At 48.7% G+C, this 24,289-nt stretch carries 25 protein-coding genes; 11 read left to right on the top strand and 14 right to left on the bottom strand.

Annotated features, from left to right (window positions below):
- Positions 1-61: 61 nt before the first annotated feature.
- The 3 genes from OXH18_RS08275 to OXH18_RS08285 form a co-directional block, all read right to left on the bottom strand.
- Entirely contained in the window at positions 62-832 is a 771-nt protein-coding gene (locus OXH18_RS08275) for an ABC transporter permease (RefSeq protein ID WP_268612044.1), read from the bottom strand.
- The gene (locus tag OXH18_RS08280; RefSeq protein ID WP_315874688.1) at positions 829-1,749 is read right to left on the bottom strand and encodes an ABC transporter ATP-binding protein; all 921 of its coding nucleotides are present in this window, start codon (positions 1,747-1,749) and stop codon (positions 829-831) included. Before OXH18_RS08280 ends, OXH18_RS08275 begins: the two co-directional genes overlap by 4 nt.
- A 70-nt stretch (positions 1,750-1,819) precedes the next feature.
- Positions 1,820-2,686, bottom strand: a complete 867-nt coding sequence (locus OXH18_RS08285; RefSeq protein WP_315874689.1) for an SDH family Clp fold serine proteinase — start codon at positions 2,684-2,686, stop codon at positions 1,820-1,822.
- Between the two features lie 59 nt (positions 2,687-2,745).
- Here OXH18_RS08285 and OXH18_RS08290 point away from each other — a divergent pair, with 59 nt between their 5' ends.
- From OXH18_RS08290 to frr, 3 genes are all read left to right on the top strand, one after another.
- Positions 2,746-2,940 (top strand): hypothetical protein, encoded by a 195-nt coding sequence (locus OXH18_RS08290; RefSeq protein WP_268612047.1) that lies wholly within the window; start codon positions 2,746-2,748, stop codon positions 2,938-2,940.
- A gap of 682 nt (positions 2,941-3,622) precedes the next feature.
- On the top strand, positions 3,623-4,351 hold the full coding sequence (gene pyrH, locus OXH18_RS08295; protein WP_268612048.1) for a UMP kinase: 729 nt from the start codon (positions 3,623-3,625) through the stop codon (positions 4,349-4,351).
- Positions 4,338-4,886 carry a ribosome recycling factor gene (gene frr / locus OXH18_RS08300; protein WP_268612049.1) on the top strand — a complete coding sequence of 183 codons (549 nt, stop codon included), beginning with the start codon at positions 4,338-4,340 and terminating at the stop codon, positions 4,884-4,886. Before pyrH ends, frr begins: the two co-directional genes overlap by 14 nt.
- On the opposite strand, the gene OXH18_RS08305 is transcribed toward frr, so the two are convergent.
- From OXH18_RS08305 to OXH18_RS08315, 3 genes are all read right to left on the bottom strand, one after another.
- Positions 4,873-5,064 carry a hypothetical protein gene (locus OXH18_RS08305; RefSeq protein WP_268612050.1) on the bottom strand — a complete coding sequence of 64 codons (192 nt, stop codon included), beginning with the start codon at positions 5,062-5,064 and terminating at the stop codon, positions 4,873-4,875. The two genes, frr and OXH18_RS08305, sit on opposite strands and share 14 nt — an antisense overlap.
- A gap of 56 nt (positions 5,065-5,120) precedes the next feature.
- Positions 5,121-5,771 carry a response regulator transcription factor gene (locus OXH18_RS08310; RefSeq protein WP_268612051.1) on the bottom strand — a complete coding sequence of 217 codons (651 nt, stop codon included), beginning with the start codon at positions 5,769-5,771 and terminating at the stop codon, positions 5,121-5,123.
- Positions 5,772-6,282: 511 nt separating this feature from the next.
- Positions 6,283-6,822 (bottom strand): (2Fe-2S) ferredoxin domain-containing protein, encoded by a 540-nt coding sequence (locus OXH18_RS08315; protein WP_315874639.1) that lies wholly within the window; start codon positions 6,820-6,822, stop codon positions 6,283-6,285.
- 144 nt (positions 6,823-6,966) lie between these two features.
- Here OXH18_RS08315 and OXH18_RS08320 point away from each other — a divergent pair, with 144 nt between their 5' ends.
- Together OXH18_RS08320 and wbaP are read left to right on the top strand one after the other, a co-directional pair.
- A complete protein-coding gene (locus tag OXH18_RS08320) occupies positions 6,967-8,088 on the top strand; it encodes a glycosyltransferase family 4 protein (RefSeq protein ID WP_268612052.1) in 1,122 nt (373 codons plus the stop codon).
- Between the two features lie 29 nt (positions 8,089-8,117).
- Positions 8,118-9,563, top strand: a complete 1,446-nt coding sequence (gene wbaP / locus OXH18_RS08325) for an undecaprenyl-phosphate galactose phosphotransferase WbaP (RefSeq protein WP_268612053.1) — start codon at positions 8,118-8,120, stop codon at positions 9,561-9,563.
- 34 nt (positions 9,564-9,597) lie between these two features.
- Here the strand turns inward: wbaP and OXH18_RS08330 are convergent, their stop codons facing one another.
- The 3 genes from OXH18_RS08330 to rpaB all read right to left on the bottom strand — a co-directional run bounded on the left by OXH18_RS08330 (position 9,598) and on the right by rpaB (position 12,509).
- Positions 9,598-10,599, bottom strand: a complete 1,002-nt coding sequence (locus OXH18_RS08330; RefSeq protein WP_268612054.1) for a beta-ketoacyl-ACP synthase III — start codon at positions 10,597-10,599, stop codon at positions 9,598-9,600.
- Positions 10,599-11,633 (bottom strand): phosphate acyltransferase PlsX, encoded by a 1,035-nt coding sequence (plsX, locus tag OXH18_RS08335; protein ID WP_268612055.1) that lies wholly within the window; start codon positions 11,631-11,633, stop codon positions 10,599-10,601. Before plsX ends, OXH18_RS08330 begins: the two co-directional genes overlap by 1 nt.
- A 138-nt stretch (positions 11,634-11,771) precedes the next feature.
- Positions 11,772-12,509, bottom strand: a complete 738-nt coding sequence (gene rpaB / locus OXH18_RS08340; protein WP_268612056.1) for a response regulator transcription factor RpaB — start codon at positions 12,507-12,509, stop codon at positions 11,772-11,774.
- Positions 12,510-12,947: 438 nt separating this feature from the next.
- Here rpaB and radA point away from each other — a divergent pair, with 438 nt between their 5' ends.
- Complete coding sequence (gene radA, locus OXH18_RS08345) at positions 12,948-14,468, top strand: DNA repair protein RadA (protein ID WP_268612057.1); 1,521 nt, start codon at positions 12,948-12,950, stop codon at positions 14,466-14,468.
- 99 nt (positions 14,469-14,567) lie between these two features.
- On the opposite strand, the gene OXH18_RS08350 is transcribed toward radA, so the two are convergent.
- Complete coding sequence (locus OXH18_RS08350; protein ID WP_315874690.1) at positions 14,568-16,361, bottom strand: N-acetylmuramoyl-L-alanine amidase; 1,794 nt, start codon at positions 16,359-16,361, stop codon at positions 14,568-14,570.
- A gap of 411 nt (positions 16,362-16,772) precedes the next feature.
- Between OXH18_RS08350 and OXH18_RS08355 the strand changes: the two genes are divergently transcribed.
- Positions 16,773-17,021, top strand: a complete 249-nt coding sequence (locus tag OXH18_RS08355) for a DUF4278 domain-containing protein (protein ID WP_268612059.1) — start codon at positions 16,773-16,775, stop codon at positions 17,019-17,021.
- Positions 17,022-17,268: 247 nt separating this feature from the next.
- On the opposite strand, the gene OXH18_RS08360 is transcribed toward OXH18_RS08355, so the two are convergent.
- Entirely contained in the window at positions 17,269-18,321 is a 1,053-nt protein-coding gene (locus tag OXH18_RS08360) for an alpha/beta hydrolase (RefSeq protein ID WP_268612060.1), read from the bottom strand.
- 489 nt (positions 18,322-18,810) lie between these two features.
- Entirely contained in the window at positions 18,811-19,026 is a 216-nt protein-coding gene (locus OXH18_RS08365; protein ID WP_268612061.1) for a hypothetical protein, read from the bottom strand.
- Between the two features lie 195 nt (positions 19,027-19,221).
- Between OXH18_RS08365 and OXH18_RS08370 the strand changes: the two genes are divergently transcribed.
- From OXH18_RS08370 to OXH18_RS08380, 3 genes are all read left to right on the top strand, one after another.
- Positions 19,222-20,874, top strand: a complete 1,653-nt coding sequence (locus tag OXH18_RS08370) for an alpha-amylase family glycosyl hydrolase (RefSeq protein WP_268612062.1) — start codon at positions 19,222-19,224, stop codon at positions 20,872-20,874.
- A 466-nt stretch (positions 20,875-21,340) separates the two neighbouring features.
- Complete coding sequence (locus OXH18_RS08375) at positions 21,341-21,559, top strand: hypothetical protein (RefSeq protein ID WP_268612064.1); 219 nt, start codon at positions 21,341-21,343, stop codon at positions 21,557-21,559.
- A 41-nt stretch (positions 21,560-21,600) separates the two neighbouring features.
- Positions 21,601-22,401, top strand: a complete 801-nt coding sequence (locus OXH18_RS08380; protein WP_268612065.1) for an RMD1 family protein — start codon at positions 21,601-21,603, stop codon at positions 22,399-22,401.
- Between the two features lie 5 nt (positions 22,402-22,406).
- Here the strand turns inward: OXH18_RS08380 and OXH18_RS08385 are convergent, their stop codons facing one another.
- Both OXH18_RS08385 and OXH18_RS08390 read right to left on the bottom strand, forming a co-directional pair.
- Positions 22,407-22,874, bottom strand: coding sequence for an MgtC/SapB family protein (locus OXH18_RS08385; protein ID WP_268612066.1), 468 nt, complete (start codon positions 22,872-22,874; stop codon positions 22,407-22,409).
- A gap of 23 nt (positions 22,875-22,897) precedes the next feature.
- On the bottom strand, positions 22,898-23,191 hold the full coding sequence (locus OXH18_RS08390; RefSeq protein WP_268612068.1) for a DUF3288 family protein: 294 nt from the start codon (positions 23,189-23,191) through the stop codon (positions 22,898-22,900).
- A gap of 228 nt (positions 23,192-23,419) precedes the next feature.
- Between OXH18_RS08390 and OXH18_RS08395 the strand changes: the two genes are divergently transcribed.
- On the top strand, positions 23,420-24,220 hold the full coding sequence (locus tag OXH18_RS08395; protein ID WP_268612069.1) for a hypothetical protein: 801 nt from the start codon (positions 23,420-23,422) through the stop codon (positions 24,218-24,220).
- Positions 24,221-24,289: the final 69 nt, after the last annotated feature.

Genomic DNA, 24,289 nt, shown 5'->3' on the forward strand with positions numbered 1-24,289 from the left:
ACCGCATTGGCTGCTGCAATTTGATTGACTGCTGCAATTTGCGTGTGCTTCCTTGCTCAGTTTAGTAGCCGCTCAATTTTCCTCGGCGCTTGGTTTCTCGTTCGGCTAGGCGAAACAGCAATAAGCCCACCCCTAAATAAAATGCGCCATTTAGAAAAGCGATCGTCAGCGTCACTGGATTCAACGCATTGCCGCGGGCCATGACATCGCGCAATAAGCCCACACTTGGCGTCATTGGCAGCAGATAGCCAACCAAGCGGGCTGAACCTGTCCAAGTCTCTACCGGAGCCGTGAATAAAAACAGCAGCGCAAACTGAAAAATGCTGAGTAATTGCTGAACCTGCTTCAGCAACAGTGCCAACGACCCCATTGCAAACGCAACACCGTAGGCGGCTGATAGCACCGCTAGTAAAGGAGGCAAAAGGGACGGTGGGAAGGCCAGTTGACTGCCGGTTAGCACCATAATGATCAGCAAAATGCTGAGATTCATGCCTAGGTTGAGAAGAAGGCTAGCAATTGCTCGGGTAAGAAAGACTCGGGAGGCCCCATAGGGCGACAAAAAAAGCTGCTCGAGTGTGCCTGTTCGCGCCTCGTTTTGCAGCCCTCCGGCAATATCGCCCAAAATGAAAATCATGAGTGCCCACAGCACATAGCCAATAATGATGGCATCGAGGCGATCGCCAAACTGCACCTGTGGCCCAGCAATATACTGCACACTGAGAAACAACCCGTAGAAAATCACAGTCGTGCCAATGATGCCACCAATTACCTCCGATAGATAGCGGAGCAATTGAATCCAACTGCGTTTGAGTTCTGCCAGAAAAAGGCTCATGTGTTCTTTTCCTCCCTCACCAACTTGAGAAAAATATCTGTGAGGTTGGCTTGGTCTTTTTCCAAGCGAACGATTGGCAGGGGATTGAGAAGATCTAAGACTGGGTAAAGCAATTCCGGTTTAGGCAAATAGAGTCGGTGATGGTGAATGACGGCCCCTAGGGCGCGAAGTCGCTGCGATCGCTCCAAATCCAGCGCTTGTTCTAGTTCAACGGTATAGGCCGTACCGGAAAATTGGCGAATCAACTGAGCCGTGGGTTCTTCCACAATGATCTTGCCTTGATTCATAATGGCGACGCGATCGGACAATTCTTCGGCAATATGCAGTTGATGAGTAGTCAGCAGAATTGCTCGTCCCTCAGCAGCAATTTCCCGCACAAGCTGCTTGACGCTTTCGGTAGCTTCTACATCCAATCCCAATGTGGGTTCATCCAGCAACAGCAATTGTGGATCGTGAATCAGCGCTACAGCAATTGCCAGTTTTTGCTGCATACCGCGTGACAGGGTTTGCACTAGCGATCGGCGCTTCTCAACCAGTCCAAACCGCTCCAGCAACCTCTGCGACCGTTGCCGCGCGATTTTTGGCGATAGACCGCGCAACACGCCAAAATACTCTAAATTCTCTAGAGGATTGAGTCGCCAATACAGATTACGATTGCCTTCCAGCACAGCCCCCAACGATCGCAGCGCTTTTGGATCATGATGCGGATCGCGTCCGGCAATACGAACCTGTCCTGCATCTGGCAAAATTAATCCGGCCAGCATTTTAATAGTAGTGGTTTTGCCAGCGCCATTAGGACCTAAAAACGCTAGAACTTCTTGTTCAGCAATAGACAGCGATACGTTTTGAACCGCCGCGATCGATTTTCCTTGAGACCAATAAGACTTGCGCAGGTGGTGCGCTTCCAGCACCGTCATAGCCATGAGTTCGTAGCTTGAGGATGAATGCTCCTCTGTGAGGATAACAAACCTGACTTTACTTCTGCTCTTATCGGCGATTGGTTGGCTCTGGCGGCATCGGCCGACCTTGATAGGGCAACGGAATATATTGCACCGTGGGACGTCCAGATGAGGGTTGCGGATATAAATCCATCAAGTTGTAAATGGGTCTGGGCATACCAACACTAATGGGGAGTCCCAAGTCCTTTGCTTCTTCGACAGTGACCGGATAATCATGAGTGACGCGCCCAGTGGTCAGTGCTTCAATGATGCGATCGATGTTGCTAGGGTCAATTTTTTGCGTAGGAAAATTATCCTCTAGCAACGTGCGAACAAATCGCTGTACCTGGGCGATCGCCTTGCGGGCTAAATCGGCTGTAATCAGGGTTTGGTCATCTATTTCACTGATCGGCTTTTGCTCTACCACTGATAGCACACTGGCAGCGGCTACATTGCCCAACTGGGGGTCAACCGGGCCCAAGACAGCATTTTCATCCATGACAATTTCATCGGCCGCCATGGCTAACATCGTGCCACCGCTCATGGCATAGTGCGGCACAAAGACTGTCACTTTGGCGCGATGGCGCACCAGCGCCCTGGCAATTTGCTCGGTGGCTAGTACCAGTCCACCTGGTGTATGCAAGATCAGATCGATCGGCACATCCGCAGGGGTTAGCCGGATCGCTCGTAGTACCTGCTCTGAGTCTTCGATGCTGATATAACGGGAAAGGGGAATACCAAAGAGGCTGATAGACTCTTGCCGATGAATCAAAATAATGGCCCGGGTGCCGCGCTGTTGTTCAAACGATCGAATGGCAGCTACTCGACGAGATTCTACAATTCGACGTTGAATGATGGGCTGAAGCGACGAGATCACTAAAAAGATGCCAAAAATATCGAAGAAGCTCATACCAATTTCCCTGGAACAGCCGCTGAGATTACCAAGCGCTGCCCTTACCGTATCACAAACCATTCATGAAGCAGATCTACTCTTTGGTACTTCTCAAGTACAGCCATGACTCAATCGGCGGGGTGTCGCGACTATGGATGGCTCCGGTTACTCTCACGCTATTGTTTGATAAGGCGCAAATCTTCGTAGAGCGATCGTCAAGCAACCTGGAGCCGTCTACGATCGAACCGTTAAGGCAACGATTTCACTCCCAGCACTGAAAATTTCAAGCTCGAATGTTCTGGAACAGTTTAGAATTCAGAAGTCGGGACTCAAAACCATCTAGAGAGGCGTTCTCATAGTGATCGCATCCTGGATGACCTAAATGACTCCCTGATCAATCGGTTACTGAAATTCTTCTAGCGTTGGAGGATCTAGATTCTGTTTCCGGAGCAAAGACCTGTCAATGCGAAAACAATTCTGGTGGAGGGCTAATTCAATTTTTCCTCCCTCAGGAAAAATTGAGTTTCCTTCCAAACTATTTGCAGTAGACCCCGCTCGGAAGAGGTGGGCGATCGTCCTCACATTTCACATTAATGATCTCAAGCAAATGGATCTCAAGCACGAGATGCCATGATTGAATCAGGTCGATCGCTGCACAGATTATCCGTCCCCTTTCCTAGAATCTGCTACAGTAAATGGCCAATTGGAGGTGCAATCAACTGTACTTGAACAGACAATGACTCGCTGCTATTTTGTTGCACAAACGAATTACTGGAAGCGCGAGGCTGCAAGGCGCTCGGCTAGATGACGGACGTGAAATCACGGAATTCAGCGTAAGATGAAGTCTATTCAGGTAGAGATGACAAGCGATCTAATGAGGAATACGGTTATCTTGCAAAACCTCAGGGCGTTATTCTGCTGTCATTGTGGAAAAACTCAGTCTATTAAGATTAGCACTACATGGGATTAACATACCAGCGGATTTTGCTGAAGTTGAGTGGCGAAGCGCTCATGGGCGATCTTGCCTACGGAATTGACCCCGAGGTCGTTCGCAGCATTGCTCAAGAAATTACGGAGATTGTCGCGGAAGGTGTTGAAGTGGCGATCGTGGTGGGAGGCGGCAATATTTTTCGTGGCGTCAAGGGGGCTGCCTCTGGCATGGATCGAGCGACGGCCGACTACATCGGCATGATTGCCACCGTAATGAATGCAATGACCCTACAAGATGCGCTGGAACGTAATGATGTGCAAACCCGCGTTTTAACGGCGATTGAGATGCAGGAAGTAGCAGAACCGTACATTCGGCGGCGAGCAATTCGACATCTGGAAAAAGGACGAGTCGTGATTTTTGGCGCAGGGTCGGGCAATCCCTTTTTCACTACCGACACCACGGCTGCCTTGCGGGCCGCCGAGATCAACGCCGAAGTTGTGTTCAAGGCAACCAAAGTTGATGGCGTTTACGATGCCGATCCAAAGCTAAATCCAGAGGCAAGACGATTCCAAAGCCTCACCTATTCCTATGTGTTGACCCATGATTTGCGGGTGATGGACACGACGGCGATCGCTCTGTGTAAAGATAACAATATTCCCATCATCGTGTTCAACCTTTCGGTATCTGGCAACATTCGTCGGGCCGTTATGGGAGAATCGATAGGAACGATTGTAGGAGGCTCTTGTGAAATTATCTGAAGTTGAAAGTCATATGCAAAAGGCGGTGGAGGCAACCCAGCGTTCCTTCAACACCATTCGCACGGGACGAGCCAACGCTGCCATTCTCGATCGGGTGCAAGTGGAATATTATGGCACTCCTACGCCGCTGAAATCCTTGGCTGGCATCAGCACCCCTGACTCGACCACAATCACCATCCAACCGTATGATCGCTCGTCGCTTAACCTCATTGAAAAGGCAATTCTCACCTCAGATATTGGACTAACCCCCAGCAACGATGGCTCGATCATTCGGCTCAACATTCCACCGTTAACCAGCGATCGCCGCAAAGAGCTAGTGAAACAAGCGGCCAAAATGGCGGAAGAAGGCAAGGTTTCTATCCGTAATGTGCGACGCGATGCGATCGACTCGATTCGAAAACAGGAGAAAGCGGGTGAGGTCTCGGAAGACGAGGCGCGCGATTTGCAAGACAATGTGCAAAAACTGACCGACAAGTACATCCAGAAAGTGGAACAATTGCTAGCAGAAAAAGAAACCGATATCACAACGATCTAGTTCTTGGAGCGAGGCTCTTGAATCGAGGGGCTGCTACCTGTCCTAGGGCGTAGATGATGGCTCTGTCGGCTTGCAGTCCGTCGAGTTGGGCTTCGGAGAATACCATCAAACAATGGTGCAGCAATGGCGAGGCAGCAGCGCTAAATTGGTTGTCGATCGCCCAGTTTGCTGTAACCAAGAGCTATAACGCTATGACAGGGGCAAACGCGATTTCAAGACACAGCAACTAACCGCTTAGGCCATGCTATTTTCGATCGCCCATCGGGCCAATTCAGTCCGATTGTGCAAGCCTGTTTTGCCCAGCATATTGCTAACGTGGCTTTCGATCGTGCGTTGACTGACATTTAACTCCTCGGCAATTTCACGATTAGCCATGCCCCGTGCCACATATTGCACGACGCGCAACTCAGTGGGAGTTAGTTCTACATCGAAAGGTACCTGAATGCGAGGGGCAGAGTCAGCAGATTTTTCCTGGCGCTGAATTAAGCGAGACGCTTGCTTGAGAGAAGACTCAACTTGAGCTACCAACTCTTCTGGCTCAAACGGTTTCACCATGTAAACGTCTGCGCCCGTATTTAATCCTTTCACCCGGTCTTGGCTTTGACCTTTGGCTGAGAGAAACAAAACGGGAATCCAGCTTGTGCGCGGATTTTTGCGAACGTGCTCAACCAACGAATAGCCATCCATTTGCGGCATCATGACGTCACAGATGATCATATCTGGAGTGTCTTGATCCAGCGTTTCCAGTGCTTCTTGACCATTCTCCGCTGTGATGACCTCATACCCTCGAAACTCCAGATAATCCTTCACCAATAGAATGAGGTTTGGATCATCATCAATTAATAAAAGCCGCTTGTGCTCTCCCGCACCAGTTTCCTTACTCATGCTCCATTACTCACCATACTCAGGATGAATAGAGACCTGCGAATATAATACCCAGTATTTCCACAGAACCTAAAAGTTGTTGGATTAGCTTTGGCAAGATTCTTCTCTGATGCAACAAGCAATTCGATTCAGCAGCGAAGAACCTTTGCCAAGCTTGGTGATTCAAAAACTGCCAACCAAAATTTGCAATAAATGATTCACCTAACTATAACCCTGATACTAGGATAACTGCTAAATCACGGTTCAAAACAGATGAAATCGCCGTTTCATGGTTTTGTATGGCCGTTATAATCAATTTTTTCTAAGCTCAGATCGTTGTAACCGAAGTTACCCAAAAAATTCAATATCTATTGCGAATTTCACATTTAAATTTACTAGATCCATCTCTAGTTTCTGGGTCTAGATGGGTGGCGATCGTATCTACATGGCTATTGCAATGCTGAAACTTGCAGCAAAACTTCCAGTCGCAGTATCTCAACTTCTCAAGTTTATCGGGCGGCTTGCCAGCAGTTTAATCGGTGGCTGTTGTGCCATGGGTTGGTAGAGGATGCACTAAAAATGCATACTCTTTGACAATTTGGTTATTGAGCAGATGCGCTTGAATAATTCGTTCGATTACCTCGGGAGTGGCACTGTGATACCAGACACCATCAGGGTATACCACCAGAATGGGCCCTTGCTGGCAAACTCGCAAACAGTTGGCTTTGGTGCGAAACACACAGGTGGGGCGATCGCTGGTTGGCTGATCAAGCTTCAGTTCTTTCAGGCGACGCTTGAGGTAGTCCCACGCCGCCAAGCTATCGGCTTTGTCGCAACATTTGGGCACGGTTTGATCGGCACAGATAAACACGTGGCGTTGAATCTGAGCAAGCCCTAGAGATTGAATGCAGTCTTGAAAATTAGGCGCGACTTGATCGATCACCCGCCTGTTGTTTGTCGTATTTTCACTTGTCGTATGGTCATTGACTGTATTCGCACTCACCGTCTCGTTGGCAATATCAGGTTGGCTCGACATGAAAATTAAAGCAGGCGGATTGGGTTCATCGTCCATTGTAGAGTCTCAGTGTAGAGTCTGTTGTTGCTCTGTTAGTGCTTTAGATTGGAGCACTCTAGAGCCAGCTTTAGAGGAGGTTGGTTGCAGTCGATCGCATTCCCTAAGGAGAATGGCGGAGTGGGGTTGTGTGGGAGGTGTGGAATGAAAACAGCCGTGGTTCATGAGTGGCTGGTGACATATGCCGGTTCAGAACGCGTGGTGGAACAATTGCTCAAGCTATATCCAGAGGCCGATCTCTTTAGTTTGGTTGAGTTTTTGTCAGAGCCACTTCAGACGTTTATTCAGCACAAACCTGTCAAAACGTCGTTTCTTCAACATTTGCCGTTTGCTAATCCCCATTTTCGTCAATATTTACCGCTGATGCCGCTGGCGATCGAACAGTTTGACCTATCAGACTATGATCTGATTTTGTCGAGCAATCATGCGGTGGCTAAGGGGGTTCTGACTCGCGCCGATCAGTTGCATATTTGCTATGTGCACACGCCGGTTCGCTATGCCTGGGATTTGCAGCCGCAGTATTTTCAACCGGGTACGTCAGTAGCGCGAGGACTGCGCCGGACGATCGCCCAAGTTGTCTTGCACTATTTGCGGCTGTGGGATGTGGCGACGGTGAATCGTGTTGATCACTTCATTGCTAATTCTCGGTATGTGGCTCGGCGAATTTGGAAAACCTATCGTCGGGATGCAGCGGTGATTTATCCGCCCGTGAATGTCGAGCGATTTCAACCCACCGATCGCCGCGACGATTTTTACTTTACGCTGTCTCGGTTTGTGCCCTACAAACGAGTCGATTTGATTGTGTCGGCGTTCAATCAACTGGGCTTGCCGATCGTGATCATTGGCGAAGGGTCCGACTGGAATCGAATTCAAGCCATGGCCAAGCCCAATGTCCGCCTGCTGGGACACCAACCCGACGAGGTGGTAATTGATTACATGCAGCGTTGTAAAGCCTTTGTGTATGCCGCCGCCGAGGATTTTGGTATTAGTCTGGTTGAGGCACAAGCAGCGGGTGCACCCGTCATTACATATGGCAAAGGTGGTGCAACGGAATCCGTGATTCCAGGCAAAACTGGCTTATTTTTCTCGGAGCAAACCGTGGAAAGCTTAATAGAAATGGTGAAGTTGTTTGAATCTGGTGTATATCTATTCAATCCGGATTATTTGCGGCAAAATGCCGAACGTTTTACATCAGAGCAGTTTCGGTACAAAATTTCTCAGTTTATTGAGCAAAAATGGGCCCTTTTCAGCAAAGGAATGGCATAGAGTATTAGCGTGAGGAGTCATGGATTGCAATGCAGCTTAACCGAACGTTACGACCTGCCATTTCGGCACTGGGTATTTCGACTCGCCCTTTGCCAACCTTTCTACTCATGATTGGCTCGGATTTGTTGGCATTAGGGCTAGCGGGGGTACTCAGTATCTACAGTCGCTTGTGGCTCTTTGAAGAACAATTTAATCCGTCGCTCTATTGGCAACTTACTCCTGGTTTGGGCTTGTTTATCGCGACCTATGCCATTATGGGGCTGTATCCCGGTGTGGCGATTAGTCCGGTAGATGAGTTGCGCTGGACAAGTTTATCCACGACGTTGATGTACTTAACGTTGACCGCAATGCTCTTGCTGGGGCGAGATGGAGAGGTATACGATCGCGGCGTATTTGTTTTGTCCTGGTTGCTATCGATTGTCTTAGTGTTAGTGGGACGGGCACTGGTGCGATCGTTGTTTGCTCATCGCCGTTGGTGGGGCTATCCGGTGATTGTGCTGGGAGCCGGAAAAACTGGAGACATGGTCATTCGTACCCTGCGCCATCGACCAAGTATTGGACTAAAACCGGTGTTGGTCTTGGACGATAATCCAGATAAGCACGGGGTTTTGCAAGGGATTCCGGTGGTAGGGGGAGTCGCTCTGGCTCCTAAGTTAGCTCGCCGCCGCAACATTCCCTACGCGATCGTGGCGATGCCCGGTGTCCCTCGCGATCGGTTGCTCACGCTCATTGAACGCTACGGTACAGCTTTTCCGCATCTGCTAATTATTCCCGATCTGTTTGAGTTTTCCAGTTTGTGGGTGTCGGCTAAAGATATGGGCGGCATTTTGGGGCTAGAGGTGCGCCAAACGTTGCTTTTGCCTGGGCCCCGGTTAGCCAAGTTTTTGATTGATCTGGTGGCAACGCTGATTGGCGGGTTGGTGATTCTGCCCCTCATCGGAGTGATTGCGCTGTTGATTCGGCTTGACTCGCCTGGCCCGATTTTCTATAGCCAACTGCGGATTGGGCAAAATGGGCAGCACTTCAAAGCCTGGAAGTTCCGCACTATGATTCGCAACGCCGACGAAGCCCTGCAAGCCTATCTCGATCGCCACCCCGATTTACGCGAAGCTTGGGAGCGCGATCAAAAACTGCGCCGTGATCCTCGTATTACCCGCATAGGAGGATTTTTACGCCGAACCAGCCTCGATGAGTTACCGCAGCTTTGGAATGTGCTGCGCGGCGAAATGAGCTTGGTGGGACCTCGCCCGATCGTAGATGAAGAGGTGCAAAAGTACGGCAACAAGTTTGAACTGTATAAAAAAGTGCTGCCCGGACTGACTGGACTTTGGCAAATATCAGGTCGCAATAACATTACCTATGAAGAAAGAGTCAGCCTCGATGCCTACTATGTGCGGAACTGGTCAGTGTGGCTCGATGTCTATATTTTGCTGCGCACGATTTGGGTCGTGGTAAAGGGCGAGGGAGCCTATTGATCAACGAAGAATCGATCCAGGTTGACTTCACCAACTAACCCCACCGGAAAATGGTGGCCCCCCAGGTTAAGCCAGCCCCAAATCCAGATGCGGCAATCACATCGCCGGGTTGAATAGTGCCGGCTCGTACCACTTCATCCAGAGCGATCGGAATGGAAGCGGCCGAGGTGTTGCCATAGTTTGCCATGTTGCTGATTACTTTTTCGTTTGAAATCCCCAATCGCTGAGCCACGGCATCCAAAATGCGCTGATTGGCCTGATGCAGCAGCAGCCAGTCCACTTGCTCAACGGTGAGATTAGCCCGAAATAGTGCCTTTTCAATCACTTCAGGGACGCGCTTCACCGCAAATCGGTAGACTTCTTGTCCATTCATCGCGATCGGGTTAAAGGTGCCCTGTCCAACTGTCACAATCTCTCCTAAGGGATGGGGTTGAGGTTGATAGGACAATGTGAGGCAACCGTTTTGGCTGCCATCATTGTGCAGTTCAAAGCCCAATAGCCCGTCACTCACTGGAGACGCCTGCATCACAATTGCCCCTGCACCATCTCCAAACAACACACAGGTGCGGCGATCGCTCCAATCCACCCAGCGCGATAAAATGTCCGCCCCAATCACCACAACCGTTTGATAGGTGCCAGTGCGGATAAATTGGGCGGCTGTCACCATACCAAAGACAAAGCCTGAACAGGCGGCTGTGAGGTCAAACGCGGCTGCTTTAGTGGCTCCCAGCGTTGCTTGAACTTGGCTTGCCGTGCCAAACAAATCGTCAGGAGTAGAGGTTGCCAAGATGATCAAATCCACCTCTGTCACTGATACCTTCGCCATAGCGAGGGCCTGCTGAGCCGCTTGAGCGGCGATCGATCGTAGAGATTCATTGGGAGCGGCAAGCCGACGCTGGCGGATACCCGTGCGTGTGCTGATCCATTCGTCTGAGGTGTCTACAATTTGACTAAGGCCCTGATTATCCAACACAACGGGCGGAACGGTAGAACCGCTCCCGGTGATGGCAATGCCTATTCCCGATTGATCTTGCATTATTCTCCGTCGGTAGCGGTCGCTTCAGTTTGCTGATATTGAGAGCGGATGCGATCTAATACCTGATTATCCACTGCCTCTTTGGCCAAGCGAATGGCATTAAAAATAGAAGGTGCTTGAGAACTGCCGTGGCTGATAATGCAAACGCCATCGACCCCCAATAGCAACCCACCTCCATGTTCGGCGTGATCAATTCGCTGTTTAATGCGTCGCAAATTGGGCTTCAACAATAGGGAACCAAGCCGACCCCGCCACCCTTGAGGAAGTTCTTCTCGCAGAATTTGTAGCAGCACTTCACCGATCGCCTCAGCAAATTTGAGCAAAACATTGCCCACAAACCCGTCACAGACGACCACATCAAAGCGTCCAGTTAGAACATCTCGCCCTTCTGCGTTGCCAATGAACGACAAGCGAGGATTTTGATCCAGTAGTTCATAGGTGCGCAGAGCGAGTTCATTGCCCTTCGAGGATTCTTCTCCAATGTTCAGCAACCCAACCTGGGGATCTGAAATTCCAAGAACAAACTTAGAGTAGACCGATCCCATGACGGCAAATTGCTCTAAAAATTTGGGCCGACAGTCTACATTGGCGCCCACGTCCAAAATCAATACTGACTTATTGGCCATGATGGTGGGCAAGACCGTTCCGATGGCCGGACGATCGATGCCGCGTAGACGCCCCAACCGCAACAAAGCGGCAGCCATGGCGGCTCCTGAATGACCAGCAGATACAACGGCGTCAGCACGCCCTTGCTTGACTAAATCCATTGCAACGTTGATAGAAGCTTTCGGCTTACGACGGAGAGCACTAAGCGGTTCTTCGTGCATCTCAATCAAGCCTTCTGCTGGAACAATCTCCAGTTGCAAGGAGGGGCTGTGGTGCTCCATTTGAGCTTGAATTTGTTGAGGTTCGCCCACAAGCAAGACTTCAACCCCTAGCTCTGCCTGTGCTCTCAGCGCGCCTGCAACTATTTCAGCAGGGGCGTAGTCTCCCCCCATCGCGTCGATTGCGATCCGTGCCTGAGTCGATCCCATTGATCAAAGTTGTAGAAACCTCACAAATTTTATCAGATGGACTCTACCCATTGGTGCAGCGAATTGACGCAGAAAGAAAGGATTGTGGTTAAGGGAACTATCTTGTAGTTAGTTTCTTTGTCGTTTTTTCCTGAGCGGCTATTTCCCGACTTCTTCACCGGGAGCCACAATCCGTTGGAATAGATAGCCTGTGCCTCTGGCCGTAAGAATCAGTTCTGGATTACTAGGATCGTCTTCCAATTTGGCGCGTAGCCGAGAAATGTGAACATCTACCACCCGCGTGTCTACATGACGCTCGGGGGTGTATCCCCACACTTCTTGCAGGATTTCAGAGCGAGAGAAGGGTTCTCCCGATCGCCCCACTAGCAGTTCCAGCAAACTAAATTCCATACCCGTTAGCCGAATCCGCTCATCGCCTTTATACACTTGGCGCTTATTGGTATCAATACGAATGCTGTTAATTTGAATCACACCGGAACTGGGAATTCCTGACGTGCCCACTTTTTCAACACGGCGCAGCACCGATCGAATTCGTGCTTCAAGCTCTTTAGGCGAAAACGGTTTGACCACATAATCGTCAGCCCCAAGCTCCAGACCTGTAATGCGATCGGCGACATCGCCCAGAGCCGTCAGCATAATAATGGGAACATCTGACTCTTTGCGAAGCTCTTGACAGACGCCGTAACCATCCAGCTTTGGCATCATGACATCGAGAACCACCAAATCTGGATTAGCGTTGCGAAAGGTTTCTAGCGCTTCTTCGCCATCGGCAGCGGTGACAACATCATAACCAATCATGGAGAGACGAGTCTCTAAAATGCGACGAATGCTGGCTTCGTCATCGACAACTAGAATTTTTTCTTTATGATTTTCCAATTTACTTCACACTCCTTAGTGCGTCTTTTTCATCATTAATTTTCATCACTTTATCATTAAGATATTAGCCTATTCGATCGGAGATAGAACGCTGAACTTCTGATTAAATCTACATTTCAACGTTTCTTAAGATTTATCTTAATGGTCTCAGTTTTTTAATCCTGTCAATCTCCGAAAGCCAGAAGGCATCAAGCTATAATCAAGGATAGAACAAATGTTCTTATTGGTTAGGAAGCGAGATCAAGTTCAAGCAATATATGGATATAAGAGAGCCATGCTTTGCTGTGACAGTTGGTCAGTCGCATGGTCAGTCACAGGTTTATCAGCGAACTTATCGAACGCAGGTTATCTGATAACACTTGATTTGATGGCGATATTTTTAAACACCGCTGGCTATTCACGTTAAGAATGTTGTTGAAAAGTTGAGAAATTGTATCCATGCCAAAACAACGATCGCAGCATGTGTGTAACGAGTGTGGGGCAGAATTCCCTCAATATTTCGGCAAGTGCCCTGCTTGCGGCGAATGGAATTCTCTGGTGGAAAAGATCGTGGCTCCAGTGACTTCGAATGGCCGCACAGCGGTCTTGGCCACCCGTTCTACGAGTAAAGCTCAAACTAAACAAGCCCCACAGTCGATTGCGGCTCTACCCCTTTCGCAAATTTCTGAACAGTCTCAGTATCGCTTTTCGTCCGGTTACACCGAGTTCGATCGGGTTTTGGGCGGCGGTATTGTCCCCGGTTCGTTAGTGCTGATTGGGGGTGATCCGGGCATTGGTAAATCAACACTGCTGCTGCAAGTGGCCAATCAGTTGACGCTGCAACACCGGGTTCTCTACGTCTGTGCAGAAGAGTCAGGACCGCAGGTGAAGTTGAGGGCGCAGCGGTTGGGTGTTGGCAGCAGGCAGGAAACAGAGAGGGAAGCGAAGGCAACTCAGAGTGCAGCGAACATCAAACATTTAAACTCTCAACGCCCGACGTCGGATTTGTACCTGCTGCCTGAAATTGATCTCGAAACGGTATTAAAGGAACTAGAGTCATTACGCCCGCAGGTGGCAATCATCGACAGTATTCAAGCGCTCTACTTTGCTGCCCTCAGTTCGGCCCCTGGTTCAGTGGCACAGGTACGCGAGTGTACGTCAGCCCTGATGCAGGTGGCCAAGCGAGAAAGCATCACGCTATTTATTGTCGGACATGTGACTAAGGAAGGCGCGATCGCCGGGCCTAAAGTGCTGGAACATCTGGTGGATACAGTGCTGTACTTTGAAGGCGAACGGTTTGCCAGCCATCGACTGCTGCGATCGGTGAAAAATCGGTTTGGTGCTACGCATGAACTAGGCGTATTCGAAATGGTAGATGTGGGATTAGAAGAAGTGAAAAATCCCTCAGAATTGTTTTTGGGTAATCGTGATGAAAAAACGCCGGGAACTGCGACCATTGTGGCTTGTGAAGGTACTCGGCCAATTGTGGTAGAGTTGCAAGCTCTCGTTAGCCCCACTAGCTATTCTTCGCCTCGGCGATCGACCACGGGTATTGAGTACAACCGCTTGCTGCAAATTTTGGCGGTGTTAGAGAAGCGCGTCGGCATTCCCCTTTCAAAGCTAGATGCGTATGTATCGGCATCAGGAGGATTAAACGTAGCTGAACCTGCCGCCGATCTGGGGGTGGCAGTAGCTGTGGCAGCCAGTTTCCGCGATCGAATCGTTGATCCTACTACGGTACTGATTGGCGAAGTAGGACTCGGTGGACAGGTGCGCCCCGTGTCGCAAATGGAACTGCGCTTGAAGGAAGCTGCCAAGTTGGGCTTCAAACGAGCCGTCATTCCTGCTAGCCAAGTGACAACTAACCTGGATCTAGAAATTATTCCGGTCGCCAAAGTCGTTGATGCAATCGCTGCGGCGATGATCTCTGGGCGATCGACCCTGACCCAGCCAGATGCCATCACGGATATTGACCCTTAATGCCAACTACTCGGTTCTTTGAACCCTGTCACATCGCGGTTCAAGCCGAGCCATTTGGGCAAACATCCAGCACAAACCAATTACTGCTCCAATCGATCCTTACTCTGATCCCGAACTAACGTTAACACTGGCATCAACAGCCGCTGTTTGTATGACCCACTGTTCTACCCCTGCCGCGATCGCCTCTGCTAGTTTTTCTTGTTCGCTAGGGTCTACGATCCATTCAAACTCGTTGGGATTAATCATAAACCCCAACTCCAGCAACACCGCCGGAGCGACTGTCGGTCGAGTTAAGGCCAAATTATTCCAAAACACACCATAAGATGGGCGATCGAGTGTTTCGACCAGGTAGTTGTGCAGAAAAACAGCGAGACTATGGGTTTGAGTATTATACCAAAACGTGCCAACGCCTGCGGTATTTTCAGCATCGCCGGCGTCGGGCAAGGCATTATAGTGAATGCTAAGGGCAATCGTGGGTTCTAATTGATCAATCAGCGCTACTCGATCTTGGGGATATAAATCAATATCGCCTTCGCGAGTCATGAGCACCGTTGCACCCCGTGCAATCAGCCGATCGCGAATCAAGTTTGACACAACCAGCGTGACATCTTTTTCGGGATATCCCGTTGGACCTCGGGCACCCAAGTCTGCATCGCTGCCGTGCCCCGGATCAAGCAAGACGCGAACCCCTGCAAGCGGTCGTCGGGTTGATTGCTCGGGAGGATGTCGCAACGACAGCACCAGCGTGGTTCCTTCATAGCGAAGTTTATAGCCCCACTGTTGCACCGATTTGAGGTTGAATTGATATTGCACTTGTTCAGGGGTTGTTTGTTGCCAATCTAATCGCTCAATAATCGGATCATCATTAAGCAAGATTGTGTCGGTTTGGGCTGTGGTGTTGTGCAAGGTTAGGGTAAAAGTGCGATCGCCCTGTTGTACGCTGATTGGAACCGGAACTTGTAGCGGAAAGGCAATCTCTGTCCATCCTTCTGTTTGGGTAGCCCGAATGCTGCGAATCAGACTGCGGGGAGGCACGGTAGTGGTTAACGGTTGAGTGTCTGATTGGCGAATCCAAGCACCATACTCTAGTCGCAACCAATCGCCATCCCGACCTGTAACGGCGGCTCGCGTCCCTTGAGGTAAGGGTGTCAACCGAGAGTGATCGGTGCTGGGTCCGGTACGGGTTGTTCCCGATTCCGCCGTTATTTCAATCACTGGCAAGTCGGAAGGCGACAGAATTCGCACCCGTCCGGTTCCCGGCTCCTGCACTGTTTCACCATTCAGGGTTAATTGAAATAGGGGAGTGCCCAAATCACCGGGTTGGGTTGTGCTAGTGCAGCCTTCATAGGAAGTGGCGATCGTGGTCGGAGCCGCGATCGGCTGGTTTTGCGAAGTTAAGACCGCAGAGTTGGGCGGCAAAGTAACCGCATCGGTTTGTGGCGATAGGGGAATCGTTTGTTGATTCAAGACCACACTTACCTCAGCATTAGCGGGGGCAATGGCACTAAAGCAAACAAGTTCACCGGGCAGCCGAGCAACTTCCGCCGCAGGAAGTAATGATCCGTCCCCAAAGGCAGTTCCCACTGGGGCAGGCGGTTCGGCGGCAACACGATTCACCACTAGGGTTAAGGTTTGGTCTTGATACTGCAACGTGAACACATTCTCGCCGAACTCTAGGGGAAAGCTAGGCGCAAAATGACCCGCCGGGCTGCGATTGATCCGCTGACCATTGACCGTCACCTCCCCCTCCGGAGGAGCCGTCCCAATCAAAAAAATCTGTGGGGCGCTGGTTTCGTGTCCATTACTGGGATAAGCCACAAACAACGGTTGCTCCTCAGCCCACGCCACTGACGCGGTTGACACCAGTGTTGACACGATCGTTGTTCCTCCCATTGCAGCAACGCTGAACACGATGCTGCTTAGCCCTAGCCATCTTGAATCAATATTCATTCAACTTTATCTAAACTATCCTGCTGCCACTTCTGGACTGTTACCACCGCTAAATAGTGCCCAGACGATTCAGACTGAGTTCACCAGACTTTTAGTATACTTTGGCATCATCCTTTAGCATGGTTGCTGTTGTTTGCGCTACTGATTGGGCTATATATTCTCAGCAGCAAGTTGGACGGCTTTTTTTGCCCCTATTTTTTGCCCCTAGTTGTTCAAAGCGTTCTCTATTTCTTCTCGATTGATTGACATACTTCAAGCATCAGCCACAGAACAGCGACTTCTGGTTTGTCTGATGGCAGTGAATGCACATAGTTCGCAGTTACAAGTATAGTCCTCAACATAATGGAGAATCTTATGGAACTCACTTATCGCGGTTGTCAGTATCAGTTAAATCCTCATCAGTTAAATCCTCAATCGATCGCTCGTCATCTGGGTCAGCGATTTGCAACCTATCGCGGTGTAGCCTATGAAATTTCTGCTCCTATTGCCGATACACCCATCACCACTCGATCGATGCATCTGATTTATCGAGGGATTCCCTATCTTCCCTCTTATAAAACCCTGAATATTAATCCCGATTCACTCTCTCCTTGGATTGCATAACTCAAATTGACCGAAGTAAAGGGCTTAGTTTAACTAAGCCCTTCCTGCTGAAACACTAATTTGTCACCAATCGTAGTAATCACAGGCGCTCAGTTCAAAATCTAATACCATGCTTATCTTGTTACTGTTCAAGTGACTGAAATAGCAGTCATTTTTCTACTATTCATAGCTCATTGATATGCTACTCATACTACTAAACTCATACTACTAATAGGATAAATTAGATTACCTAGTAGGATAAATTAGATTACCGATAGTCTTCTAAAAGACGATAACGATTGGAATCGGCTACATACCGTCGTCCAGGGATTTCATCAGCCGGACGATTGCGCAACACTTGTCGTATATCGATGACTACTCGATCGACGTTAAGATGATAGCTATGCTCAGTTGGATCAGCAAAGCGGGAAACCACCGCTGTACAATCGACTGGATACACATTGCGTGGTAATTGTAGCGGCTGTAGGGGGCCATCTGTGCCCAGTCTTGCAGGATTTCCCTTGAGGCGATCGCTGGCCCACAGCGCTAAATCATTGCGGTTGAAATATACGCTGACATGGCGAGTGGTGCGTGGCAACAAGTGCAGCTTATGGTCATGATCAAACGCATCATCATCTTCGTCTGCTGCTAGCAGTAGAATTTGATCAAAAATGCGGGGAATCCGATTGCCCACAAATGTGCGAATTTCTTGTACTGCATGACGTAATACATAGGCCCCCATGCTATGCGTCATCAAATGTAGTCGTTGTTCACAGCGTTCTTCAGGCTGAGTTTGCATAATAAAGTCGGCAATTTTGAGAAAGCCACGCGCAAAGGCAGCACCTGATGCCGCTGCGTCTAACCGATCGTTGCGATAGGCAACCGCATTTTGCGATCGAGGATCGGTCAACAACAACGAGCCGTCCGATGGCCAGGAGAACAAGCACATATTCAGCTTTAATGGATTACCAGGATTGAGTGGATCTTCAGCCGTGAGCCGTTGATGAATTTGAGCGACTTGCCGCAGTGCATTGCGAAACGACGTGTTGAATCCGTGAATGAAAATTAGTGTATCTTCGGCTTCTTCCTGCATTTCGCGACGTACTTCTTCAAAAATCGTTTGACTTCCTAAGAGCGGCGGATCGCTAAACAAGTTTTCTGGTGCAACTTGAATTTGAATTTGGTTAAAGTCTTCGCCTGTGACTTCAGCACGTCCAAAGCGTAAGTTCGCCAACCCATCTGGACTAAACTGGCTGCCGAAATCGCTAGGATTATCGACTGGAAGCGGATTGCGATTAGTGGCAAAGTAGATGGTTGACATTACAACTTTTACTCCTCAAAGATTCCTGAAACGAATCTTTCTACTATTCCCTGCAATTGTCTCTTGCTTTCAGGATTGGAGATACGCTTCTTAACACTCCTTATACGAAATTCTTGTTATGCGACATCAACTACTCCTTCTCTAGTGCTTTTCCTTCTCTATCTAGCGTTGTAAAATCTACACTCAAAACTTTTCCTACTATTTTTTATACTAACGAAATAAAACTGTGCTGCAAGTTTCTGAAGTTTTGCTAAAATTCGCCGCAGGATGATTATCTAATCCCTGCGTCTAGAATTTCATCCCTTCTCGTTGTCTTGTTTTTCCGTTGCCATCTACTGCCACAAAAAAGGCGAGCTTAGACTCGCCATGAGGGGTCTATATAATCTGGTCAAATGAGAAGAGAAATGAACTAGGAACACACAAATGGCAACTAGTTAGAGCGGCTAGCTCTTTCGCTCACTGTTCGTTGTCCTTTGCTTTAAGTGCAGCTTATAAGCTGTCAACTTTCTGCTGTGAATCGCTATCAGGCTCGCTGAACTTCTTGGCGTTTTCGTAGTCACTTTCTACGTTTGCAGATGGAGCTTGACGATCGCCCATCTCAATTTCTTCTTCCATCACTTTAGCATCAAAGGATTCTTCACTTTCAGTGTCGTAGGGCGTTGTAATTTTATCGGTTTTTTTAGTAGATTCATCTGCGTTCGTCATACCGAACTCCTGGTTACGTATTAAATGTCATTCTCATCCTACAGAGGCAATTTGCAAGTCTAGACTGTCCACAGACAGATCTTCTGGTGAATATACAGTTCTGTCTGTAGAAAGATGTGACTTGAGATTCTGTAGTTCAACAATTAGGGAGCACGCTGCATTATGTAATTTAATCCTTCAACTCTCTTAACTTCTATGCCAAAACCTATTGAATTCGCCTTGTTTGCACCGTACAACAAGGAAGCGGCCCTGATCGGCTCTTTCTCCGATTGGCAAGAAATTCCCATGCAGAAAGACAATCATGGCTATTTTAGAGCGACGGTTGACCTAGAGGACGGCGATTATCAATACAAATTTCGCGTTCGCTCTAGGAGTTGGTTTTTTGAACCAGACAGTTGGGTTGATGTTGTCGATCCTTATGCAACGGATATTGACAACCCTACACAAAACGGCATTGTTCGCATTAAGGACGGGCGAAAAATTGTTGACACTTATGTCTGGCAACATGATGATAAGCCTCTGCCTCCGGATCAGGCGTTGGTCATTTACGAAATGCACGTTGCTGACTTTTCGGGAGGCGAACCAGACCCCCATCCCCGCGGCAAATATAAGCATGCTCTTGAGAAGTTAGATTATCTGTGTGAGTTAGGCATCAATGCGATCGAACTAATGCCAGTTAAGGAATACCCAGGTGACTATAGTTGGGGATATAATCCCCGCTATTTTTTTGCCACTGAATCGAGCTATGGGTCTACAGAAGATCTCAAACATTTCATCGATGAGTGTCATGCTCGTGGTATTCGGGTGCTGATGGATGGAATTTACAATCACTCCGAAGCCGAAAGCCCATTAACCCAAATCGATCACGATTATTGGTATCATCATGATCCAAAAGATCCAGAGTTTAATTGGGGTCCAGAATTTAATTACGAACACTATGACGAAAACTTAGATACTTATCCTGCTCGTAAGTTCATTGGCGATACGGTTCGTTTCTGGATTAGCGAATATCATATCGATGGAATTCGCTACGATGCATCTCGGCAGATTGGTAACTATGATTTCTTGCATTGGATTGTTCAAGAAACCAAGAATACGGCCGGAGCAAAACCCTTTTACAACGTAGCAGAGTATATTCCTGAAGATCCGAGTATTACCAATTTTGATGGGCCCATGGATGGCTGTTGGCACGACAGCTTCTACCACACGATCGTTCCACATCTGTGCGGTGAACGGTTTGATTTAGAAGAATTGAAGAACGTGATTGATTGCAAGCGGCAGGGATTTTTAGGCGCGACGAACGTGGTCAACTATCTGACCAATCATGACCACAATCATTTGCTAGCGGAGTTTGGCAACTTCGAGATTTTTGATCAAGCTGCCTTTAAGCGAGCTAAGCTCGGGGCGGCGCTACTAATGACCGCAGTAGGAATTCCCATGATCTGGATGGGTGAGGAGTTTGGCGAATACAAATCTAAGACGATCGAATCGGCAAAAATTGACTGGCAACTGCTCGGTAATGATGATAACAAAGGGCTATTTGAGTACTACAAAGGCTTGATCCATCTGCGCAAGTCGAATCATGCGCTTTATACCGAAAATATCGACTTCTGCTTTGAAAATGCCGACGATCGCGTGTTTGCCTATTGTCGCTGGAATGAAGAAGGCTCGCGAGTCGTGGTCGTAGTCAATTTTTCCGATAACTATTTGGCCAACTACACTATCTCCAACTTCCCTGCTGATGGCACGTGGCACGAATGGACCGGCAACTATGATGTAGATACGCAAAACGGTAGTTTAACAATTGACCTACCGGAATATGAAGCAAAAGTGTTGGTTTGGCAATAATGCTTTATGGCAATGGATGAGATAGTTAGGGCTGTTTCAGAGGGTTAAAACCCGAAATGGATAGCTTTGATGAGCAAAACGGTTCTAATCACCTTTACATGGCTACAAAATAACGAACTTCTCAGTTTTGTGTCAGGGGTAGTTGTACGCTGCCCCTCTCTTTTTTCAATGACGATGGGTCGTCTCCACCGTGTGGAGGCTGATAACAGGACAAGAAGGACAGCGCTATAGTGGAAGACAGCTTGTTCATGAAATGATACTTTCGGCTAGATTCAAAGGAGGTAGCCTAGATAAATCCTTGGTGCTATGCCAATTCTTTGTCAGGCTGCCTAGAATTCCCCTTACTGCCTGCGGCTCTTCTCCCTAACGAGGGGAGGTTGGGAGGGGTCGGTATATTGTGCAACCCAATAGAGAATGGGCATACACCAAAGACACCATTTAGTTTGTGATTGAGCGAGTGATCGATATGTCTGAACGTGGAATCCAGGTTTGTCCAGTTTGCGGAGTAAAAATTCAAAAGCTGGTGACAGGCGATCGGGTACTGTTTGCCGTTGGCCCACCCGGAACCCGTGCTGCGCTTTGGGCAAAAGTTTGTAAATATACCGATAAAGCAGGCTGCATTAATCGAGACAAGAGTTCTATCGATTCCGTTAACCCACAGGATTATTACCAGTCTGAACAATAGGGGAGAATCGCGCGATCGGTTTTCACCCGATAAAGTGATGTATGTCAAATCCAATTTTTACAGACAAAGATTCATTCAAGTGCCGTGCTCTCTTTTTAGGAGAATCTCTAGATTTAAAAGCCCTAGAGACAACAGAACATTTAGGAACACAGCCCCTTGTAGTGACAGCCGGAGAGCAAGGATGCGCTGTGTTGTTTCGCTATGGAGCCGTGGTTGTCTTCGGGCTAGGACCGGTTGAAGAAGCATCCTTTCTAACCTATCTCAAACCATTCGTGCGGCAACCGTTTGCTTCATCTGAAACCGAAGAAGCCATCTTAAAGCGTGACCAATCTGGCGGAGGACGGGTAGAGAATGGCGTGATTTGGCTACAGGAATTTAGCATCGAACGAGTACAAATTGTGGCTGATATTTTGGCAAAGAGTGTTGTTCTGGCTCATTACGAAACAGGAACAGGTAAAATTTTTGATCAAATTGAACCCTTTGCCGATAGTTTACAGCGCACCACGCGCGATGAACGTTGGGGGAAAGAGGTACTGCGGCAATTAGGCCGAGCGTTGTCGATTCAGCACAAAATTGTGGGCCGAGTCGAAATCATTGATAAACCGGAACTGTTGTGGGATGCACCAGAACTAGAGCGGCTCTATTTACGCCTGGAAAATGAATATGAAATTCGCGAACGCCATCTAGCCCTAGAGCGCAAGCTAGAATTGATTTCTCGTACAGCCGAAACGGTTTTGGATTTGCTTCAGCACAACACTGGACTGCGAGTAGAGTGGTATGTGGTGATTCTGATTGTGGTGGAAATTTTGCTGTCGCTCTACGATTTGTTTGTACAGGTGTAGCGCTTCTAACGTCTACCTAGGCGAGTTTCAATTTTTTTCACTCCCCATAAAATAACAAAGGTGGCGATCGCTCCGAATGTGCCAATTTGCCATAGTCCACAACCGACCGCAATCCCGATCGCCATTGCGACCCAAATCGCAGCGGCTGAGGTTAAACCACGCACTCGTACTTGTCCAGATTCAGAGTTAGAGACGCTGACAATTTCTCCTGCTCCCAGGAAACCAATTCCTGTGACAATACCTTGAATGATGCGACTAATGGTGTCAGCTGTCTCTCGCACCATTCCCGATTGGACCGCAGTCATCACTAGCATGGCTGAGCCTAAGCTCACGAGCATATGCGTTCGCAGTCCGGCTGGCTTACTGTCCACCTCTCGTTCCCAGCCAATGAGACCACCCAAAATAACTGCTAAACTAAGGCGGATCACCACATCTTCCCAGCTAAGGGGATACAGTAATTCAATTCCCGTCATTGGTATTGGCTCCCAGGTTAGGGCTAGCTCCAATCTTCACGTTGGCTTGCTCTGCCTCGATATACTTGTGCTGTTTGATGAAGCTGACGAGTTTTCTGGAACAGGTCTTCTTCAGTTAGCTGCCATTTTTCTAGAAGAGTGTCTAAATCGGTTTGAATGTCTCGTGCTCCTGGAAAGCCACGATAGCGAATGCGTAGGCGCGCCAATTCCGCTAAATTAAAATCTGTGGGTTGGTCGTTCAGCAGCGAGTTGACAATCTGCCGATCGCCACTATAGAGCGGGTGCTGCTGGTCTTTACGACCGGAATCATCAGCCATAGAACTCAAACCGAATCAAAAATCAACATTCAAGCTAGCGTCGCTATATTTTATAGCGGTTTTGCAGTTGAATAGCGACAATGTATTGATTAAAAACTGTGACAAAACATAACAATCGCGTCAGGTTGTCGATCGTTTAAAAAGTCGTTTGCTATAGTGTCGCCACATCAGTTGTCTTTTGAGTAGATCAACTGTTGTATTGGAATTGCTTATATAGCGGGTAGGACTATGCCAACAGATCACCTCGAACCGTATCGACAAATGGCGCGTTCCATTCGGTTTGTGCCGCCACTTGACCGCAAGCAAACTTGGCAAAAGCCATCTGTACTTGACTCCAGTTCGATCGCCACCCTTGCAACGGCAAGTGTCTCACCTCAGCGTGCATCTGTCCAATCTGCGGCTTCGGGTATGCTGCCCCACTTGTTGCCCGATCACACCACTCGTTTGATTCAAGCAGCCGTGTCTCGGCAGACTGTGTTACCCCCAATTTATGTATTGCCCGAAAGCATTGCCGATCGCATTAGTCGCCTTACCGATGCCGAGCTACCCTGTTCAGAACCGATCAGGTTTCAACCCAAAATTCCGCAACCCGATCCTAACTGGATGCCTGCAATGACAGAACCCGCCGTTTCGATCGATTCTGTTGCGTGGGAAGTGGCTTCTGAGGTGACGTATGCCCTTGAAGCAAGCCGTTCGGTCTGTGTTGACCCCGATGCAGCGAGTTCTGAGCAATCGAGTCATGAGGCGTCCAATAATTTGAATGCAGTCTCACAGGAGAACGGTACGTCGGCTTACTCGATCGCGCCAGTGTCGCAACGGCTTGAACAAAACCTTTCTCAGGAGGTTGTTCACGATCAACTAAAAGCTCATCGCCCAGAATCCCTTGCCCGTGAACCAGCCCATGCAGCCGTAGAACTCAGTAGCCATCTTAAAACGTCCGGTAAAAGTGGTGCAAAGATCAATGCAGCCCCCAAGGGGTTTGGTCAGGGAGTTCGATCGAAAAAGAAAAGTCGCCGTGATTCGCGCTAGCTGACTGGATTAGACAGTGGGCGATTCCGAGCCGCATTGACCTCATCTGGAAAACGTCAGTACCCTTAT

The organism is Thermocoleostomius sinensis A174 (assembly GCF_026802175.1).
Classification (GTDB): domain Bacteria; phylum Cyanobacteriota; class Cyanobacteriia; order Elainellales; family Elainellaceae; genus Thermocoleostomius; species Thermocoleostomius sinensis.